Raw genomic sequence first — 16,595 nt, forward strand, 5'->3', positions numbered from 1 at the left:
TCTTCGGTCTCTCTTCGTCTCTAAAAATGTCGGGGAATGCCGTTCAGGGAACGGGGTCGTGGCCGTGGCCGCCCCAAGGATGGCAGCGCAATAGCCGCTTTGTCGCCAGCCAGCCACCCTTGATCGCACCATGGCGCTGGAGCGCGGTGATGGCATAGGCGCTGCACGACGGCGAATAACGGCAGGTGGGCGGAAGGATGCGCGACGGGCCGATCTGCCAGCCGCGCGCGATCAGGATGAGCAGTTTTGCGATCACGCGAAAAGCCAGGAAAACCGAGTAACTTCACGCGCAACTAACGTTTTGGGCGTGGACTCGAAGCCTTCGTCACCCCGGACTTGATCCGGGGTCCAAGCGGCACCGGTGGTGATGGACCCCGGATCAAGTCCGGGGTGACGATCGAGGGGGGCGACCCTCATTGCGCCAATTTCTTCGCGGCGCGCTTCAGCGCCGAATCGAGATGCTCGCCGAGTTCGGCAAAGACGATGTCGTTGCCGCCCGGGCGGCCGATCAGCACATGGTCGGCGCCGACGATTCCCGATTCGGGCAAGGCGGCGCGGCACAGCTCGCGCAGCCGGCGCTTCATCCGGTTGCGGGTGACGGCGTTGCCGACCTTCTTGCTGACGGTATAGCCAATGCCCAGCGCATCGTCGCCGTCGCCGCGCTGGCGGACGAGCAGGACAAAGCCGGGCATGGGAAAGCGAAGACCGCGGTTCGCGGCCAGAAATTCGCTGCGTTTTGAAAGCGTTCGCACCAGTTTCACTGGCGCAGAAGCGTCAGCGATCAGGCCGACAGCTTCTTGCGGCCCTGGGCGCGGCGGTTGGCGAGAATCTTGCGGCCGCCAACCGTCGCCTTGCGGGCGCGGAAACCGTGGCGACGGGCGCGTACGAGGTTGCTCGGTTGAAAGGTACGCTTCATCGCGGTTGTCCCTAATTCTCGTCAAAAGCTCTAACAGAAAAGGGCCGCCAAACGTGGGCGGCCACTGATGGAGGCGCGGATAAGCGAGAGTCGGCGCAAAGTCAATCGCCATTGGCGCGGTTTTCCGTTGTCTTGCCGTGGAAAGCCGCCTTTTTGATCGAGTCCAGCGCCGCGCGCTCGCGTTTCCGCGCTGCGCTCGCGCGCCGCATCACCCGGTCGGTCCACGCGGCGTAGCGCGGATGGCGCCATTTGAAGCGGACATAGATACGCTTCGCCCACGCGCTGTTCTGCAGGCACAGCATCAGCCCGAGCGGGAACAGGATGATGAAGCCGGGGCCGGGCAAGATGCCGACGATCGGCGAGAGCGCCATCATCACGACGCCGAGGATGAACAGCGCGAGGCGGACCTGCGCGGTCGACCGCAATCGCTGATAGAGGCTGCGTTTCGCCATGCGGGCGATGTGGGGATGCGGCGGCGTGTTGCAAGGGTAAAGCAGCGCCCAAAGCGACGCCGCGTCAGTTGAGCGTGACGAAGCGTGCCATGTCGTCGCGCGTCAGATAGCGGACGTCGTCGAACGGGGTGCTGTTGGTGAGCGCGTAAAAGGCGCGCGCCTTGGCGTCGTTCAGCCCCATTTCGCGGTAGTAACCGAGATATTCGGCATGGACCGGATCGTTCGCGGGATAGTCGTTCGCCTCGCGGCCATATTCGTCGGCCCAGCTGTGGACGCCGAATTCGGCATCGGGTGCGGCGCGGCGGGTGACGCCCGCAAGCCACAGCTCGACCGCGCCCGAACGGATCGAGCCGCCCGCCGGAACCACCGTCTCCATCCCCGCGCGGCGGATCGCGCGCGCGAGAATCAGATTCGCTTCCTCGTCGAGGCTGCCGGGGCAGTCGGTCATCTCGAGCCGCTTGAGCCCCGGAAAGGCCGCGAGCATCGCGGCGAACTGGCGCGGCGTCGACGAGGTGACGTCGCCGGCCATGCGGACGGTGGTACCGTCGATCACCGAAAAGGGGCCATATGTTGCTCTGGCACGGCCCAGTGTCGCGAGCGTAGGGGCGGGGGCATAGCGGCGGGTCGCCGCGAAATCGGCATCCTCGGCGAGCGCCTCATCATCGAGCAGCGCGGCGTCTTCGTCGATATATTCGGCCCCATCGTCGTCGCTTCCGGCGTCGTCATAGGTCCAGGTGATCGTCGTCGTGGTGACCGTCACGACCTGCTGCGCCTGCGCCTGCGCCGGCGCGAACGCCAGCACCGCCGCGAAAGCGGCGACGATGAGCGTGCGGATGAAGGCCGACGGCGAAACCATGCGTCCGCCTTCGCGCGGGCGCGCCTATCAAATGGCGAACAGGCAGCGTCAGCGCCGCGTTAACCCCGATATGGGACGGCCTTCGTCAATCGCGGTCGGGGGCACCGAGCGGGAAATAGGGGCGGTACGGCCGCGCCTCCTCGACGCAACGCGACACCGTCGGGTGCGCGAGCAGCCGCGCGCGATAGGCGCGCAGATTCTCATATGCCTCGGGAATTTGATACACCCAGTCGGCATAGAAAAGCGACGGCGCCGCGGCACAATCGGCCAGCGTGAATCCATAAGGCGTCGCCCAGCCGCCGCCCGCGAGCTCTTTGTCGAGCCAGGCATAGATGATATCGAGCCGCGCATGCGTCTGTTCGACGATGATCGGCAGGTGGTTTTCGGGCCCGCGGAGCGCGTCGTTCACCACCTCCTGCATCCGGTTCATCACATGATGGTCGAAGATGCGGTCGAACAGCCGGACTTTCAGCGCCGCGTCGAAATCCAGCGGGATCATCCGCGGTTCGGGCGCCAGATGGTCGAGATACTCGATGATGATCGATGTTTCGAACCAAGGCACGCCATCGTGGACGAGCAAAGGGAACTGCCCGACCGGCCAATACGCCTTCAACTCGGGCATATGGTCCGGAAAAGCCGGATCGACCGAGCGATAATCGAATTCGATCCCCTTCTCATAGAGTGCGATCAGCACTTTCCATGTGTAGGACGAAAAGGGGTGGCCATAAAAAATCAGCATCAATTGCGATCCTTGCGCGTCAGCCAGGCGAGCGGCCAGCCGACGAAGACTATGTGCGGAAAGAGCGCGATCGCGCCCTTGGTGAGGTCGGTCGGCGGAAAGGGCAATCCGAAGCGCAGCGGCAACACGATCCCGTTCATGATGACATAGAGCAGCAGCCCGTAGAGCGTGCCCGTCAGCCACCACGGCCATTCGGTCAGCGCGCTCCAGCGCCGCGCGACAAAGAACCACGTCGCGACCATCGCGCCCATGATCGCATAATGCGTCGCCAGCCCCGCGATATCGCCGCCGATTCCCCAGCCGCGCGCGGCGTCGCCGAATGGTCCGCTGGCAACGGCATGCAGCATCGAGGAGACGGTGCCCCCTTGCAGCAGACTCGACACCGCCGCATAGACGATGTCGAGCGTACCGCAGAGCAGCCATGCAAACAGGACCCGCTTCCCCCGCTGAGCCATTTTACCCTCCCTTGATCGCCGCCTCGATCTTCGCGACGTCGATTTTCTTCATCGACATCATCGCCTCGAACGCGCGCTTGGCGGCCGCCTTGTCGTCGCTCGTCATCACGTCGGTCAAGACGCGCGGGGTGATCTGCCACGAGATGCCCCATTTATCCTTGCACCAGCCGCACATGCTTTCCGCGCCGCCGTTGCCGACGATCGCGTTCCACAGCCGGTCGGTTTCCTCCTGCGTGTCGGTGTGGACCTGGAAGGAAAAGGCCTCGCTATGCTTGAAGGCGGCGCCGCCGTTGAGCCCGATGCACGGGAAGCCGAGCACGGTGAAGTCGACGGTCAGCACAGCGTCTTCCTTGCTGCTCGGATTGTCGGCGGGGGCGCGGTGGACCTTTCCGACCTTGCTGTCGGGGAAGGTCGCGGCATAGAAAGTGGCGGCCTCTTCGGCGTCGTCATTGTACCAGAGGCACAGCGTTGCGGGCTGCTTGGACATCATCTCTCTCCTGGGGTTGAGGGTTATTTTTTCGGGCCGACGAAGCCGACCGGCGCACCCTGCGGGTCGATCGCGTTCATCGCATATTCGCCGCCGGGGATTTCCATCGGTTCGTTGGTGATCGTGCCGCCGTTGGCCTTCACCGCGTCGCGCGCGCGGTCGATGTCGTCGACGCCGATGTAGTAATTCCACGCCGACACCGGATAGCCTTCCATGAGCGGCATCACCGCCCCCAGCCCGACGTCGCCGCGCTGGATAAAGCGATAGGAACCGAGTTCGCCCATCGGCATCTCGCCCTCCTGGCTCCAGCCGAAATGCTTTTTATAGAAAGCGACGGCGCCGTCGGGATCGCTCGTCGCTAGCTCGTTCCAGCGGACATGCTGCGGCTCGGTCACCGAAAAGACGTCGCTCTCGCCACCACCCTCGGGCGGGAGCGGGTCCATGATATAGAAGGGCGCCCCCTGCGGGTCAGTGACCATCGCGATGCGCCCGACAGGCAGATCTATCGCGGGCATCTGCACCGCGCCGCCGTCGGCGGTGATCGCATCGACCGCCTTGTCGACGTCGGAGACGTGCAGATAGCCGAGCCAGACGGGCCTCGCGCCGCCCGCGATCATCTCTGCGTTGAGCGCCAGCACGCCGCCGGCATGGCCGCCGTCGCTGCGCCCGATCATGCGGTAATCGACGCCGCCCGCGGACTGTTCGCCGGTGTCTGCGATCGTCCAGCCCACCACTGCGCCGTAAAAGGCCGCGGCGCCCGCCGGGTCGCCCGTCATCAGTTCGTACCAGATGAAATTCGAAGCTTCGGCCATCGTCTCTCTCCTCATTTCGGTGTCAATAGGTCAAGCTGGGGAACCAGTCGCCGCGTCCCTCGGGCGTCATGTCGAGCAGCCCCCACAAAGGATCGACCAGGTCGCCCGCGCGGTGGTGCTGGCCGCGGTCTTCGGGGGCATAGGCCATCTCGTTCGCCCAGACGTGGCGGACGCGCTCGTCGTCCTTGCGAAACACGTTGAAGATCGTCTCGTCCCAATTCTCGCCCGGCTTCATGCCGTGCTGGGTGCGCTTGGCGTCGCTCAGTTTCGACGTGTCGCCGAAATAATCGGCCGAATAACGGCCGTCGACGTCGGACAGGAAGGCGATGTGCGGCCAGCGCCGGTCTTTCGCCCACGCCTCGAGCCGCGCGATCGGCGACTTGGCGACGATATAGAGCGGCGCGCGCTGCCCGACGTGCCGCGCGCTGCCGTCGATCGCGTCGAGCATGTGCGTGCAGCCGTTGCACGGCTTGTCGCGTTCGGGGCCGAACATGAAGCTTTGCAGGATGATGCTCGGGTTGTCGCCGAACAGCGCGGACAGCGTCACCCGCTCGGGCCGCTGAAAGGCCCCGATCCGTTCGAAGCTGTAATCCTCGGGCACCGCGCCGCCGGGGGGCAGCGCGCGGCGCTTCGCCGCGACCGCCTCAATCTGGCGGCGCAGCGCAATCTCGGCGTTCAGCAGTTCGATCCGCGCACTGCGATATTCGGGGCTTTCGTTCGGGAAAGACAGATGTTCGATAGTTGTCACCGCGCAAACCCTCTCGTCGCCTCAATCGGCGGGGCGCGAAAGCCCATCGCCGCCCACGCTTTCAGCAGCCGCCACAGGAATTTGCCCGACGGCGTCCGGTAATTGGGGATGTCGTCGGGCAATTCGACGCCCTCGGGCCGGTCGCCCACGATCGTTCGCATCTCGGCTGCCGGCCGCTCTTCTGCGGCGATGCGGTCCGAATAGACGCTCAGCCAATGGCCCTTGGTGAATTCGAGCGCGATCGGCGCGTTGCAGCAGCGCGCAACGAAGCGCCGCGTCGGCGAATCGGGCGTCAGCCGATGCTCCGCGAGCAGGTCCGATCCCGACAGCCAGGTCAGGCGATCCTTGCGGACGAGCACATAAGGTGTGCCGCCATCGGCGCCGACCACCGCCGGCGCGCCGGGAAGCGCCTCGAACGCGTGCCCCGCCGCCTGGCAGCTGTTACAATAACAGGTCGCCGCGACGATTGGTTTGCCGACGAGTTCGAGGCTCACCGCGCCGCAGCGGCAGGAGGCGGTTCGGTGTTCGGGTTTTTGTATATCGGCCATCGGTTCTCTTCCCTCTGATCCTCCCTGTCGCGAAGCGATGGGGAGGGGGACCATCCGAAGGATGGTGGAGGGGCGGCGACGTGGCGCCATCGCCCCTCCGTCAGCGGCTGCGCCGCTGCCACTTCCCCATGCCTGCGGCACAGGGAGGATCTGGAGCGTTACGCCTCGACGATCGGCGCGAAGCCGCCGTAGATCATGCGCTTGCCGTCGAACGGGTTGGTCTCGGGATCATGCTTCATCCGCTCGTCGGTCATCATCTTTTCCCAGCCTGCGGTGCGCGTTTCCTTGTCGGGCCATTCGACCCAGCTGTATACGACGCTTTCGCCGTCCTTCTTGTGCGCGGCGCGGGCATAGTCGGTCAGCTTGCCGTCGGGGACATCGTCGGCCCATGCCTCGACAACGCGCGTTGCGCCATAATCGCGGAACACTTCGGACGCCTTCTGCGCCAGCGCGCGATAGGCTTCCTTGTTGCCGTCGGGAACAGGCACGACATAGCCGTCGACATATCCGGTTGCGCCGTCGGCCCGGTCGTCGACGATCGAATCGAAGCCGCCGATGATCATCCGCTTGCCGTCGAACGGCATCTCGCCGCCCATGCTTGCCATGCGCGGATCGCTCATCATCTTTTCATTCGCGGCGTCGCGCGCCTGCTTGTCGGGATATTCGAACCAGCTGAACACGACGGTCTCGTCGGGCTTGGCCTGCACCGCGCCCTTCAGGTCATTGACCTTGCCGTCGGGAACATCGTCGCCCCAGCATTCGACCATGCGCGCGACGCCAAATTCCTTGAACAGCGGCGCGGCATCGGCGGCGTGCTTGCGATAGGCTTCCTTATTGGCGGTCGGCACCGCGACCACAAATCCTTCTACATAGGTCATCTTGTCTCTCCTTGGGGGGTGGGAGGGGTTTTCAGGCGGCGGGCGGTCCCGCGTCTTCGCTGAAGGCGTTTAGCTGCGCGTCCATCGCGCGCTGGAAGGCGGGGCGCGCGAGGCAGCGATCCAGATAGGCCTGCAAGCGCGGCTGCTCGGCGATCAGCCCCGCCTCGACGGCCTCGCGCAGCACCGTCGCCATCGCGATGTCGGCAACGCTGAACTCGCCGGTCAGATAGGGTTTATCGCCAATCGCGTCGTTCAGGCGGCCGAGCCGCCCCTGGATGAACTCGATCAGGCTCGGGCGGCGCAGCTTCGCCCATTCCTCGTCGGCCGCGAAAAGATCGACATTGCCCAGCTCGAACAGCATCGGCTCGACGCTGTTATAAGCGGCGAACAGCCAGGCGAGTGTGTTGGCGCGCGCCTGCGCGTCGCGGGGCATCAACCGCGCGTCCTTCTCGGCAAGGTGCAGCAGGATCGCGCCGCTTTCGAACAGGCGGATGCCGCCGTCATTGAGCACCGGCACCTGACCCCAGGGCTGGAACAGGAAATGATCGGCGGGGCGGTTGATCGCGCTGATCAGATGTTCGGCATAGTCGAGGCCGATTTCCTCGCACGCCCAGCGCGGCCGCAGGTCGCGGACATAGCCGCGGGCGAAATCGGGGACCCAGTCGAAGGCGGTGACTTCAATCTGGCTGTTGGGGTTCACGGGCATGATCTAGCTCCTCTTCCCTTTGATATAGGCGACGATCGACATCGCGTGGCCGTGGCCCAGGTCGAAGTCGCGCTTCAGCCAGTCGACGATCGCGGTGGCCTTGACGCCCGGGGCGAGGCCGCTCCCGTCGGCAAGCCCCTTGTCGATCGCGGCGGCCTTCAATTGCTCGGCCGATTGGCCGGTCTTGGTTTCGACATTGTCGAGATAGGCTTGGAAACTCATCAACTCTCTCCCGTCGGGAGGGGAGCGGCAGCCGGTGCAAGGGTGGCTATCCGCTCCCCTCCGCGGTCCGGTCAGGCCGCCGCTTCGGCGGGCTCGCCGGCGGGAATCGCGGCGGGGTCCATCCACATCACTTCCCAGATATGACCGTCGGGATCCTCGAAGCTGCGGCCGTACATGAAGCCAAAATCCTGCGTCGGGGTCGGGTCGGCCTTGCCGCCCGCCTTGACCGCCTTGTCGACCTGTTCGTCGACCGCCTCGCGGCTGTCGGCCGACACGCAAAGCAGGACCTGCGCGGCGCTGTGCGCGTCGGGGATCGCTTTCGACGTGAAGGTCGCCCATTTTTCATGGGTCAGCAGCATGACGTGGATCGAACCCTCTTCGACCACCATGCACGCGGCGGTGTCGTCGGTGAAGGCGGGGTTGTTCGCCGCGCCGACCGCTTCGTAAAAGGCTTTCGATTTCGCAAGGTCGGTGACTGGCAGGTTCACGAAAATCATCTGGGGCATCGTCTCTCTCTCCTTGGGGTGGTAATTATTGACGTCAGCGTGCGCGGGGCGCCGTGGCAATTACGCGCCGCGTCATGGCGCACCCCCGCTGCCGAACAGCATCCGGACATAACGCTTCAAATGGGTGACGGTGCCGCGCGCAATCGCCGGATCGTTCGTCGTTTTCGCCAGGACGAAGGCGCCCTGCAGCACCGACTGGACATGCTGGGCCAGGCCGATCGCGGTGACATCTTCGGGCACGCCGTACATGTCCATCGCGGCCTGGATGTCGGGTGCGAGCGCCTGGCAATAGGCGTTGATGCTCGCCTCGCACGCCTCACGGATGCGGTCGTTCGTCGAATAGGCTTCCTGCACCATCGTGCCGACGAAGCAGGTGTAATCCTCGGTGGGCCCGTCGAGCATCGACAGGCGGAAATCGATATGGCCGAGCAGCCGGTCGAGCGGGTCTTCGAGGCGCACATGCGGCGCGAGTTCGAACATCGGCCGCGCGCGCTCGGTCCAGCCTTCGGCCGCCGCGATCGCCAGCTCTTCCTTCGACGCGAAATGATGGAAGAAGGCGCCCTTGGTCACCCCCGCCGCCGCGCAAATCTGGTCGACCGTCGTCGCCGAATAACCCTGCTTGCGCACCGTGGCATGCGCCGCGGCGATCAGCTTGGCGCGCGCGCTGCCACGCGGCGCGCGCTGGCCCGGGGTGCCGCCGCCCACCAGGGGGACGGTGCGGGCGGCGGCTGCGGGAGTCGCGGGGGAGGTTGGGGGCGTCTGATTCGTCGTCATAAGAACTCACATACCGACTGGTTGGTATGTTGTCAAATCCGCAATCGGAGGTGCGCTGCGTGACACTTTCGCTAACTTCCGAAAAAGACTCGACCTTCCCGCCACTTCGCCTAAAGAGGTGTCGGAACAAAGGGGGCACATCGGTGCTGTTCCGGGGGGAATATGGTCGCGATCGTTTCAACCACGGCCTATCTCGGCATCGACGCGCGCGGGGTCGAGGTACAGTGCCAGATCACGCCCGGCGTGCCGCGCTTCGTCGTCGTCGGCCTGCCCGACAAGGCGGTGGGCGAAAGCCGCGAGCGCGTCCGCGCGGCGATCGCCGCGATCGGCCTGTCGCTCCCGCCCAAGGTCATCACCGTCAACCTGTCGCCAGCCGACCTGCCCAAGGAAGGCTCGCACTACGACCTGCCGATCGCGCTCGCGCTGCTCGGCGCGATGGGGGTGATCGATGCCGAAACGCTCGCTTCTTACGTCGTCGTCGGCGAACTCGGGCTCGATGGTCGCGTCGCCGCCTCGCCCGGCGTGCTGCTTGCGGCAATCCACGCGGGCAGCACCGAGCGCGGGCTGATCTGCCCCGCCGCGCAAGGGCCCGAAGCGGCGTGGGCGGGCAATGTCGAGGTGATCGGCGCCCCCGACCTCCTTTCGCTGCTCAACCATTTCAAGGGCCATGCGCTGCTCGCGCCGCCGGTGCCGGGCGCGGTCGACGATCCCGTTCGCGTGGCCGACCTGCGGCAGGTCAAGGGGCAGGAAACGGCGAAGCGCGCGCTCGAAATCGCCGCGGCGGGCGCGCACAACCTGATGATGTCGGGGCCGCCGGGGGCGGGCAAGTCGCTGATGGCGGCGTGCATGCCGGGCATCCTGCCCGACCTGACCCCCGCCGAAGCGCTCGAAGTGTCGATGATCGCGTCGGTCGCGGGAACGCTCGAGGGCGGTCGCCTTGTCCGCGCCCGACCGTTTCGCAGCCCCCATCATTCGGCATCGATGCCCGCGCTCGTCGGCGGCGGGCTGCGGGTGCGGCCGGGCGAGGTCAGCCTGGCGCACCTCGGCGTGCTCTTCCTCGACGAGCTTCCCGAATTCCAGCGCGGCGTGCTCGATTCGCTGCGCCAGCCGCTCGAAACGGGCGAGGTCAGCGTTGCGCGCGCCAATGCGCATGTCACCTTTCCGGCGCGGGTGCAGCTCGTCGCGGCGATGAACCCGTGCCGCTGCGGCCACCTGGGCGACCCCGCGCTCGCGTGCAGCCGCGCGCCGCGCTGCGCCGCCGACTATCAGGCGAAGCTCTCGGGGCCGCTGCTCGACCGCATCGACCTGCATGTCGAGGTGCAGGCGGTGAGCGCCGCCGACCTCGTCCTGCCGCCGCCCGCCGAGGGCAGCGCCGATGTCGCGGCGCGCGTCGCGGCGGCGCGTGGGGTGCAGACCGCGCGCTATGCGGCGCACAAGGCGCGGACCAACGCCGAAATCGACGGCGACCTGCTCGAAGCGGTTGCGACGCCCAACGAAGCCGGGCGCAAGCTGCTCGCGCAGGCGGCGGAGGCGATGCGGCTGTCGGCGCGGGGATATACGCGGATATTGCGGGTCGCCCGGACGATCGCCGACCTTGCCGGCGCGGCGGACGTCGGGCGCATCCATATCGCCGAGGCCCTCAGCTATCGCCGGCAGGCGCCGAGGAACTGATGGCGGCGGAGCAGGTCATCCGGTTCGACGCGACGATCATCGAGTGGCGCGGCCCCGCGCCCTTTCTGTTCGCCGCGATTCCCGACGAACTGGTCGCCGAGATCCGCTATGCGGCGCTTTCGGCAAGCTATGGCTGGGCGTCGTACCCGTTGTGGCGACGGTGGGGCGGACCGAATTCAAGACCTCGCTTTTCCCGCGCGGCGGCACCTACCTGCTGCCGATCAAGGTCGCGGTGCAGCGTGCCGAGGGGGTCGGTGTCGGCGATCGGATCGACGTCGGCATGCGGATCGGGCGCGCCGGGCGGTGAAACCGGACGGTCTTTCGCCCTGCGTATACATTTTCTAAGAGTTTGATGCGATAGGCGGGATATGAGCGGGACAGGAGACATTCTGGGGCAGCTGTGCAGCCGGCTTGGCCTTGCGCTTCTGGCGCTCGTCCTGTGGGCGGTTCCGGCGGCGGCCGCGACGCTCGATATCGATCGCGACCTGTGTCACGCCACCAGCGGCGCGGACCTGCCCGACGCGCGCGGACCGACGCTCCGCTTTGCATGCAGCGGGACGCCCACCGGCTATCAACAGGGCAGCCTCTGGCTGCGCGCCCCGCTCGACGGGCCGGGCGCCCAGCGCGGCGACGTCGCGCTGATGGTCCATCATTCGCGCTTCGACCGGCTCGCGGTCGCTTTTTCCTATGCCGACGGCGCGACGCGCTGGCAGCAGGTGCGCGCGGGCGATTATGGGCCGCATTGGCGGGCCGGCGGTCAAATCCTGTTCGAGGCCCCCGATCGCGACGTGGCGCTGACCGCGGTCACGATGCGCTTTGACGGCCTTTCGGGCCACCAGTTCGTCCGCGCGCGCATCCTTTCGACCGGCGAGGCGGGGATGCAATCCTCGGGCATGGCGGCGGCGGTCGGTGCGGCGCTGACGCTGCTGCTGATCAGCTGTATCTACAGCCTGTCGCTCGCCTTTGCGGTGCGCCGCCAATATCTGGCGTGGCAAGCCGCCTGGTCGGGCACGATGCTGCTGTGGGGCGGGCTCTGGTCGCAAGTCCACCTCGCTTTGCTGCCCGGCATGGCGGGGACGGTTTCGGCGCAGATCTGCACCTTTTTGGCTTGCCTGGCCATCGCGCTTGCCACGGTCAGCGCGGTGACCGCGATCGATCGCGGCACGGTGCCGGCGCGGCTCAGGGCCACGGCGCTTGTCCTTGGCCTCGCGGTCGGGCTGGCGGGCATACCGCTCGCGCTGATCCGCGGCGGCAGCCTCAGCATGCTCGCCGACATTCTCGGCCTGGTCGTTATCGTCGACCTGCTGGTCGTCACCGTCTGCCTCGGTTGGGCCTGGCGACGCGGTTCTGTCGAAGCGCGCGATTTCCTGGCGGCGTGGGGGCTGCCGATGGCGATGTTGGCGTTTATTCATGTCGTCGATGTCGAAAACGGCTTCTGGGGCGGCGGATCCCAGCTTCTGGTATTCGTCGCGGCGACGTGGCAGGCGCTATGGCTGGCCGCGGCGGCGACGCGTCGGCTGGCGCACCTCAGGATCGAGCGCGATCATGCGCTGAGCGCCGAGGCGCAGGCGCAGGCGCTCGCGCGGCGCGACCCGCTCACCGGCTTACCCAACCGGCGCGGCTTCGTCGAAAGCGTGACGCCGCTCCTCGAACGCGCGCGCGCCGATAGCCTGCCGGCCGCCCTGCTGCTCGTCGACATCGACCGCTTCAAGTCGATCAACGATATTTACGGCCATGATGTCGGCGACATGGTGCTGTGCGGCATCGCGCGCCGGATCGAGCGGTGGGAGGGGCCGATGTGCACCGTCGCACGGCTCGGCGGCGAGGAGTTCGGGTTGCTGACGATCGGGATGGAAGGGATCATCCTCGGCCGCTTCGCCGAAAGCATCCGGCGCGGGATCGCCGGCTGCGACCATAGCGACGCGATCGGCGACAGGCTGGTCACCGCTAGCGTCGGGGTCGCCGAGGTTCGCCCGGCGTGCGACTTCCAGCAGCTCTACCGGCTTGCCGACGAGGCGCTCTATGATGCGAAGCGCGGTGGACGCAACAAGGTGGTCGTCCAGCGGCATTATGACATGCCGGGCCGAACGTCCCGCGAGGTCGCGATATCGAATTGAGGGCCGCCCGGACGCGGCCCTGGACAGAACTGGCTTTAGTTCGAGACGACTTCGAGCGGCGGCGGCGCTTTTGCCGCCGCACCGTGGCGGCGATGGCTCAGCTTGCCTTCGACCTTGCCGCCATTTTCGATCGTGATGGTCTCGTAAACGACATCGCCGGTGATCCGCGCGGTGGCGTGGACGATCAGCGTCTTGGCCTCGATCGACCCGTCGAGCAGGCCTGCGATCTTCGCCGTCTCGGCGACGACCGCGCCCTTGATCTCGCTCGCCTCGCCCTGGACAAGATTGGCGCATTTCAGGTCGCCGTCGATCTTGCCGTCGACGTGCAGGTCGACGCTGGCGGCAACATTGCCGGTGACAACGACGTCCGATCCCAGGATCGAAAAGGTCGTGTGACGCGCGCCGGTCGCCATCTTAGCGGGCACCGCGGACGGCAGCGACGGAACCGACTCGCTGCCTTGCGTCGTCTTTGACTTCGAGAACATCGGCTTTGGCCTCCAGGAAGCGGCGCGGATTGACCGCGACGCCGTTCAAACGGACTTCGAAATGCAGATGGCTGCCGGTCGAACGGCCGGTCGAGCCCATTTTGGCGATCTGCTCGCCGGCAGCGACCTGCGCGCCAACCTTGGACGTAAAGCCCGACAAGTGGGCGTAGCGGGTCAATATGCCCTGGCCGTGATCGACCTCGACGACATTGCCGTAACCCGATTTCTGCCCGACAAAGACGACGCGCCCGGGCGCGGCGGCGAGGATCGGGCTGCCCATCGGACCGGGGAAGTCGAGCCCCGAGTGCATCGCGCCGGCGCCGGTGAACGGGTCGCTGCGATAGCCGTAGCTCGACGACAGCATCAGCACATTGGCGGGCTGGCCCGACGGGATCGCGACGAGCGTGCGTTCGAGCACTTCCATGCGAAACAGCGCGCTTTCGAGCGCCGCGAACGACTTGCCGAGCGAACTCGCGCGGCCCTTGCCGCCGCGATAGGGGATGAACGGACCACCACGGCCGGTCGCTGCGTTGCGAACGAGCGCGGCGGGGTTCATACCGAGCTTGGCCACGGCGCCTTCGGCCTTAGCCGCACGTTCGTTGACTGCGGTGAGCAGGCGATTGGCGAAATTTTCCTGACGCGCTTCGAGGTGGGCGAGGATTTGCGCTTCGGGCGGCAGATTCGGGTCGATCAGCGCGCCAGTTTCAAGCCGGCCAGTTTCAAGCCGGCCAGTTTCAAGCCGGGAGGTCTTGAGCGGTGCCTGTTCGGCGACCGGCGCCGCGCCGTCGCTATGGGCTTCGGGCGTCACGGCGGCGGGCTCGACGCCGAAGTGAACCTTCGACCATTCTTCGAGCTGTTCCTGACGGTCTTCGAGGTCGGCGGCGGTTTCGGCGACATTGTCGCGATATTTGGCGATCCGCGCTTCGGACGCGGCGGCGGCGGCTTGCTGCTGTGCGACTGCAGCGCGCTCACCCGAGGTGAGCAGCTGGTTGACGAGCACCGCCAGCGTGGCGCCGGCCCATGCGAGCAGCACGATGCCGGCGATCAGCGCGACGCGCTTTTGCCAGACAGCACTGACACGCACGAAACGAACATGTCCGTGCGTGCGGACAAAGATTTCATGGTCTTGAAACAGCGCAGAAAATCGCTGGCGCAGATTGCGCAGACCCGTTGATTTCGATAACAAGTGGCGACCCCATCTTGTGTTTTATTGGAGCCCTCCGCCCCGATTGATGCGCGCTGTATCAGGCCGGTTACCGTGGCGCGAATCTTTGGAGCGCGACTCGGGGTGAATCGAAACCAACATGCGGTGAACGGTGTCAAACCCTAGAAATACTGCCATTTTGGCAGGAAAACGCCAGCGAATCGGTGAATGTGATTGACGGGTTGCTTACCCTTTTGCGGTAACGCTAAGCGGGTGAATATTATGGCCAAATCCGCTCCATCCGACACGCTCGAATCGGTAAGCACCCCTGCCGCGCCGGTCGGCATTCGCCCGCGTTCGGCGGTCAGCGCCGGGGTTGGCATCGTCGGGCTTGCCGGTTTGGTAAGCTATTTGCTGATCGCGCGCTTCGCGCCCGACATCGCGGCGTTCCTGGGGCTGGACTGGGCGAAGCGGGGCGTAATGAACGGCCCCAATTCGGCGATCGCCAGCGTGCTCGCCTGCGGTCTGCCGATGGTGCTGTGGTCGGTCTTTGTCGACAAGGTGCACCGCAATCCGTCGACCGGGATCGACTGGGCGCAGCGGCGTCCGTGGCGCGAAACGCTCGATATCAGCCTGACCAAGCTTGCCGGAATGTGGGCGACGTGGGGGCTGATCGCGCTGATTTATGCGACGATGCGCTATTATTGGGAGGGCAATTACGCCTTCTCGATGAACCTGCTCGAGACGGTCGCGCCGTGGCTGCTGCTCGTCTCCGTGCCTTACATGCTGTGGCTCGACCGCCGCATGATCGAACCCCGCGACGGCTGCTGGCAATTCGGGCGCTGGCTGATCGCGCCGGGTCAACCCGTCGATGCGCGAGCGATCGGGCATCATTTGCGCGCCTGGGCGGTGAAGGGCTTTTTCACCGCCTTCATGCTGTCGATCGTGCCCGGGAATTTTTCGGCGCTGGTGACGGTGCCGATGAACGAAGTGCTCGCCAACCCCTATATGACGGGCCTGTGGGCGATCAATTTCCTCTATCTGATCGACGTCCATATCGCGACGGTCGGCTATATCCTGACGCTGAAGCCGCTCGACGCGCATATCCGCACCGCCAACCCCTATGGCATGGCGTGGGTCGCGGCGCTGGTCTGTTACCCCCCCTTCATCCTGATGAACGGCGGCCCGCTCGATTATCAGGTCAATGGCTCCGACTGGGGTTATTGGCTTCAGGGGCATCCAGGCCTGCTGATCGTCTGGGGCATCGTGCTGGGGCTGCTCACCGCAGTCTACAGCTGGGCGACGATGGCGTTCGGCATCCGCTTTTCGAACCTGACCCATCGCGGCATCATCACGCACGGGCCCTATGCGTTCACGCGCCACCCCGCCTATATTTCAAAGAATATGACGTGGTGGATCGGATCGCTTCCCTTCCTCGTTACCGCGGGCGGCTGGGTCGAAGGGGCGCGCAATGTCGTGCTGCTCGGACTGGTCAGCTGCGTCTATTACTGGCGGGCAAAGACCGAGGAGAAGCATCTCCTCGCTGACCCTGCCTATGTCGCCTATTGGAACTGGGCTCAGGCGCACGCAGTGGTGCCGCGCCTGTTCGCCCGGATAACCGGCCGTTCGCGCCCGCTCATCCGGCTTGAGCCCGACGAACGGGTCGGACCGGTGGCTTAGCTTTCGCTCGCGCTAGTTTGTAACGCCTTGGTCGGCAGCGGCCTCGGCGGCGCGACGTGCCTGTAGTTTGGCGTGCGCCTGATTGATCGCGCGCCATGCCTGTTCGCAGCTTTGCTTGTCCGAAGGCCGATCGCTGGCGCAAAGCCGATTGAGCCGCGCGAGAACGGCCTTGGGGCTGTTGTCGCGGCCTGCGGGAAAGGCCCGGACCTGTTCGCCCATGGCGTTGGCGCCGATAGTGGCGGCCGAATTGATATCGATGCCCTGCGCCGCCGCCGCGGTGGGAAACAGGGCAAGCGCGGCCAGGATGGCGGTCAAACGGATCATCATCGACTCCCGCATCGTTGAGTTGCATGTCGATGATAACATGGAAATCATTGGGAACGAAGCCTGATCCGCGCG

General features: G+C 65.9%; 23 protein-coding genes. 4 read left to right on the forward strand and 19 right to left on the reverse strand.

The genetic code is table 11. From position 1 onward, the window contains the following. Positions 1-43: 43 nt before the first annotated feature. The 16 genes from yidD to SKP52_RS00150 all read right to left on the reverse strand — a co-directional run bounded on the left by yidD (position 44) and on the right by SKP52_RS00150 (position 9,099). Complete coding sequence (gene yidD / locus SKP52_RS00075) at positions 44-256, reverse strand: membrane protein insertion efficiency factor YidD (RefSeq protein WP_039570339.1); 213 nt, start codon at positions 254-256, stop codon at positions 44-46. 157 nt (positions 257-413) lie between these two features. Continuing rightward, a complete protein-coding gene (gene rnpA / locus SKP52_RS00080) occupies positions 414-752 on the reverse strand; it encodes a ribonuclease P protein component (RefSeq protein ID WP_039579163.1) in 339 nt (112 codons plus the stop codon). Between the two features lie 29 nt (positions 753-781). Continuing rightward, entirely contained in the window at positions 782-916 is a 135-nt protein-coding gene (gene rpmH, locus SKP52_RS00085; protein ID WP_039570342.1) for a 50S ribosomal protein L34, read from the reverse strand. Between the two features lie 101 nt (positions 917-1,017). After that, positions 1,018-1,368 (reverse strand): hypothetical protein, encoded by a 351-nt coding sequence (locus SKP52_RS00090; protein ID WP_052207661.1) that lies wholly within the window; start codon positions 1,366-1,368, stop codon positions 1,018-1,020. Between the two features lie 64 nt (positions 1,369-1,432). Beyond that, positions 1,433-2,224 (reverse strand): alpha/beta hydrolase, encoded by a 792-nt coding sequence (locus tag SKP52_RS00095; RefSeq protein WP_039570345.1) that lies wholly within the window; start codon positions 2,222-2,224, stop codon positions 1,433-1,435. Positions 2,225-2,309: 85 nt separating this feature from the next. Continuing rightward, complete coding sequence (locus tag SKP52_RS00100; RefSeq protein ID WP_228383758.1) at positions 2,310-2,963, reverse strand: glutathione S-transferase family protein; 654 nt, start codon at positions 2,961-2,963, stop codon at positions 2,310-2,312. Continuing rightward, on the reverse strand, positions 2,963-3,418 hold the full coding sequence (locus tag SKP52_RS00105) for a hypothetical protein (RefSeq protein ID WP_039570351.1): 456 nt from the start codon (positions 3,416-3,418) through the stop codon (positions 2,963-2,965). Before SKP52_RS00105 ends, SKP52_RS00100 begins: the two co-directional genes overlap by 1 nt. A gap of 1 nt (position 3,419) precedes the next feature. Beyond that, complete coding sequence (locus SKP52_RS00110; RefSeq protein ID WP_039570354.1) at positions 3,420-3,908, reverse strand: VOC family protein; 489 nt, start codon at positions 3,906-3,908, stop codon at positions 3,420-3,422. A gap of 20 nt (positions 3,909-3,928) precedes the next feature. Then, positions 3,929-4,717, reverse strand: a complete 789-nt coding sequence (locus tag SKP52_RS00115; protein ID WP_039570357.1) for a VOC family protein — start codon at positions 4,715-4,717, stop codon at positions 3,929-3,931. A gap of 22 nt (positions 4,718-4,739) precedes the next feature. Continuing rightward, the gene (locus SKP52_RS00120) at positions 4,740-5,465 is read right to left on the reverse strand and encodes a DUF899 family protein (protein WP_228383759.1); all 726 of its coding nucleotides are present in this window, start codon (positions 5,463-5,465) and stop codon (positions 4,740-4,742) included. Further along, positions 5,462-6,013 (reverse strand): GFA family protein, encoded by a 552-nt coding sequence (locus tag SKP52_RS00125; protein ID WP_039570361.1) that lies wholly within the window; start codon positions 6,011-6,013, stop codon positions 5,462-5,464. The genes SKP52_RS00120 and SKP52_RS00125 overlap by 4 nt, the downstream gene beginning before the upstream one ends. A 158-nt stretch (positions 6,014-6,171) precedes the next feature. After that, positions 6,172-6,891, reverse strand: coding sequence for a DUF1428 domain-containing protein (locus SKP52_RS27530; RefSeq protein ID WP_039570364.1), 720 nt, complete (start codon positions 6,889-6,891; stop codon positions 6,172-6,174). Between the two features lie 31 nt (positions 6,892-6,922). Continuing rightward, positions 6,923-7,597 (reverse strand): glutathione S-transferase family protein, encoded by a 675-nt coding sequence (locus SKP52_RS00135; protein ID WP_039570367.1) that lies wholly within the window; start codon positions 7,595-7,597, stop codon positions 6,923-6,925. A gap of 3 nt (positions 7,598-7,600) precedes the next feature. After that, on the reverse strand, positions 7,601-7,819 hold the full coding sequence (locus SKP52_RS00140) for a DUF4287 domain-containing protein (protein WP_039570369.1): 219 nt from the start codon (positions 7,817-7,819) through the stop codon (positions 7,601-7,603). 71 nt (positions 7,820-7,890) lie between these two features. Then, on the reverse strand, positions 7,891-8,325 hold the full coding sequence (locus SKP52_RS00145) for a VOC family protein (protein WP_039570372.1): 435 nt from the start codon (positions 8,323-8,325) through the stop codon (positions 7,891-7,893). Between the two features lie 72 nt (positions 8,326-8,397). Continuing rightward, a complete protein-coding gene (locus SKP52_RS00150) occupies positions 8,398-9,099 on the reverse strand; it encodes a TetR/AcrR family transcriptional regulator (RefSeq protein ID WP_081997124.1) in 702 nt (233 codons plus the stop codon). A gap of 162 nt (positions 9,100-9,261) precedes the next feature. On the opposite strand from SKP52_RS00150, the gene SKP52_RS00155 reads away from it, so the two are divergent. From SKP52_RS00155 to SKP52_RS00165, 3 genes are all read left to right on the forward strand, one after another. Then, positions 9,262-10,770: a YifB family Mg chelatase-like AAA ATPase gene (locus tag SKP52_RS00155; RefSeq protein WP_039570376.1), complete on the forward strand. Its 1,509-nt coding sequence runs from the start codon at positions 9,262-9,264 to the stop codon at positions 10,768-10,770. A 151-nt stretch (positions 10,771-10,921) separates the two neighbouring features. Beyond that, entirely contained in the window at positions 10,922-11,077 is a 156-nt protein-coding gene (locus SKP52_RS26785; protein WP_228383760.1) for a DUF1905 domain-containing protein, read from the forward strand. A gap of 61 nt (positions 11,078-11,138) precedes the next feature. After that, positions 11,139-12,887, forward strand: a complete 1,749-nt coding sequence (locus SKP52_RS00165; RefSeq protein ID WP_039570380.1) for a GGDEF domain-containing protein — start codon at positions 11,139-11,141, stop codon at positions 12,885-12,887. A gap of 35 nt (positions 12,888-12,922) precedes the next feature. Here SKP52_RS00165 and SKP52_RS00170 read toward each other — a convergent pair whose 3' ends face one another. After that, on the reverse strand, positions 12,923-13,300 hold the full coding sequence (locus SKP52_RS00170; protein WP_039570382.1) for a bactofilin family protein: 378 nt from the start codon (positions 13,298-13,300) through the stop codon (positions 12,923-12,925). Position 13,301: 1 nt separating this feature from the next. Continuing rightward, entirely contained in the window at positions 13,302-14,456 is a 1,155-nt protein-coding gene (locus SKP52_RS00175; RefSeq protein ID WP_407695055.1) for a M23 family metallopeptidase, read from the reverse strand. Positions 14,457-14,798: 342 nt separating this feature from the next. On the opposite strand from SKP52_RS00175, the gene SKP52_RS00180 reads away from it, so the two are divergent. Beyond that, complete coding sequence (locus SKP52_RS00180; RefSeq protein WP_081997125.1) at positions 14,799-16,196, forward strand: methyltransferase family protein; 1,398 nt, start codon at positions 14,799-14,801, stop codon at positions 16,194-16,196. Positions 16,197-16,208: 12 nt separating this feature from the next. On the opposite strand, the gene SKP52_RS00185 is transcribed toward SKP52_RS00180, so the two are convergent. Beyond that, a complete protein-coding gene (locus tag SKP52_RS00185; RefSeq protein WP_148308962.1) occupies positions 16,209-16,523 on the reverse strand; it encodes a hypothetical protein in 315 nt (104 codons plus the stop codon). Positions 16,524-16,595 lie beyond the last annotated feature (72 nt).

Origin of the sequence: Sphingopyxis fribergensis, from assembly GCF_000803645.1 — a bacterium.
GTDB classification, from domain to species: domain Bacteria; phylum Pseudomonadota; class Alphaproteobacteria; order Sphingomonadales; family Sphingomonadaceae; genus Sphingopyxis; species Sphingopyxis fribergensis.

Bases quoted from the DNA above. Each gene is read 5' to 3' on its own strand.
- SKP52_RS00145 (WP_039570372.1), bottom strand. From the start codon at position 8,325: ATGCCCCAGATGATTTTCGTGAACCTGCCAGTCACCGACCTTGCGAAA.
- SKP52_RS00135 (WP_039570367.1), bottom strand. From the start codon at position 7,597: ATGCCCGTGAACCCCAACAGCCAGATTGAAGTCACCGCCTTCGACTGG.
- SKP52_RS00090 (WP_052207661.1), bottom strand. From the start codon at position 1,368: ATGGCGAAACGCAGCCTCTATCAGCGATTGCGGTCGACCGCGCAGGTC.
- SKP52_RS00115 (WP_039570357.1), bottom strand. From the start codon at position 4,717: ATGGCCGAAGCTTCGAATTTCATCTGGTACGAACTGATGACGGGCGAC.
- SKP52_RS27530 (WP_039570364.1), bottom strand. From the start codon at position 6,891: ATGACCTATGTAGAAGGATTTGTGGTCGCGGTGCCGACCGCCAATAAG.
- SKP52_RS00100 (WP_228383758.1), bottom strand. From the start codon at position 2,963: ATGCTGATTTTTTATGGCCACCCCTTTTCGTCCTACACATGGAAAGTG.
- rpmH (WP_039570342.1), bottom strand. From the start codon at position 916: ATGAAGCGTACCTTTCAACCGAGCAACCTCGTACGCGCCCGTCGCCAC.
- SKP52_RS00180 (WP_081997125.1), top strand. From the start codon at position 14,799: ATGGCCAAATCCGCTCCATCCGACACGCTCGAATCGGTAAGCACCCCT.
- SKP52_RS00185 (WP_148308962.1), bottom strand. From the start codon at position 16,523: ATGATGATCCGTTTGACCGCCATCCTGGCCGCGCTTGCCCTGTTTCCC.
- SKP52_RS00140 (WP_039570369.1), bottom strand. From the start codon at position 7,819: ATGAGTTTCCAAGCCTATCTCGACAATGTCGAAACCAAGACCGGCCAA.
- SKP52_RS00105 (WP_039570351.1), bottom strand. From the start codon at position 3,418: ATGGCTCAGCGGGGGAAGCGGGTCCTGTTTGCATGGCTGCTCTGCGGT.
- SKP52_RS00170 (WP_039570382.1), bottom strand. From the start codon at position 13,300: ATGGCGACCGGCGCGCGTCACACGACCTTTTCGATCCTGGGATCGGAC.
- SKP52_RS00095 (WP_039570345.1), bottom strand. From the start codon at position 2,224: ATGGTTTCGCCGTCGGCCTTCATCCGCACGCTCATCGTCGCCGCTTTC.
- SKP52_RS00125 (WP_039570361.1), bottom strand. From the start codon at position 6,013: ATGGCCGATATACAAAAACCCGAACACCGAACCGCCTCCTGCCGCTGC.
- SKP52_RS00165 (WP_039570380.1), top strand. From the start codon at position 11,139: ATGAGCGGGACAGGAGACATTCTGGGGCAGCTGTGCAGCCGGCTTGGC.
- SKP52_RS00110 (WP_039570354.1), bottom strand. From the start codon at position 3,908: ATGATGTCCAAGCAGCCCGCAACGCTGTGCCTCTGGTACAATGACGAC.
- SKP52_RS00155 (WP_039570376.1), top strand. From the start codon at position 9,262: ATGGTCGCGATCGTTTCAACCACGGCCTATCTCGGCATCGACGCGCGC.
- SKP52_RS00150 (WP_081997124.1), bottom strand. From the start codon at position 9,099: ATGACGACGAATCAGACGCCCCCAACCTCCCCCGCGACTCCCGCAGCC.